The organism is Aliivibrio sp. S10_S31 (assembly GCF_014694495.1).
Taxonomy (GTDB): Bacteria; Pseudomonadota; Gammaproteobacteria; order Enterobacterales; family Vibrionaceae; genus Aliivibrio; species Aliivibrio fischeri.
Window position 1 is genome coordinate 1 of the sequence record NZ_JAAUWR010000116.1, and the last position, 476, is coordinate 476.

1 protein-coding gene is annotated in these 476 nt (G+C 41.2%); it reads right to left on the reverse strand.

From position 1 onward, the window contains the following. Positions 1-476: transposase domain-containing protein (locus HC728_RS19850; RefSeq protein ID WP_190395992.1), on the reverse strand; the 476-nt coding region annotated here is incomplete at both ends.

Consider the following 476-nt stretch of genomic DNA (forward strand, 5'->3'; position numbering starts at 1 on the left):
GTTCGATAATCAGAGAATGCACTATCAATTAGCTGATGACTCGTAAGCTCCATCAAGCAAACCATACGTATTTTAGGGTAAATATTCTCAGATGAATTATTACGTTGTGCTTTAAATTCTTGATGGTTTTCAGACGTATCTTGCGCTCGCCAAACAACACCATCGACAGATAAAAGATTTAGTCCACACCAAGTTTCGAAGTGAGAAGATTGGTAGCTATGTGCTGCCATCTTCTTAAATACTTGCTTTACGCCTTCTTCGCCTAGTCTCTGTCTCGCTTGAACAACAGCACTTGGTGCAACAAAGCGTTGTTTATCTGGAAGAACAATATCGAGTTGATTAACGATATCCCAAATAGATTGCTGTCGAAAAAGGCTCATTCCTACAACGGACCAAAGTACAGCTTCTAAAGGTAATCGCCTCCTTCTAACCGTTGCTACACCGGCTTGTTCGAAGCCTTGCTGAATCAATTCAGG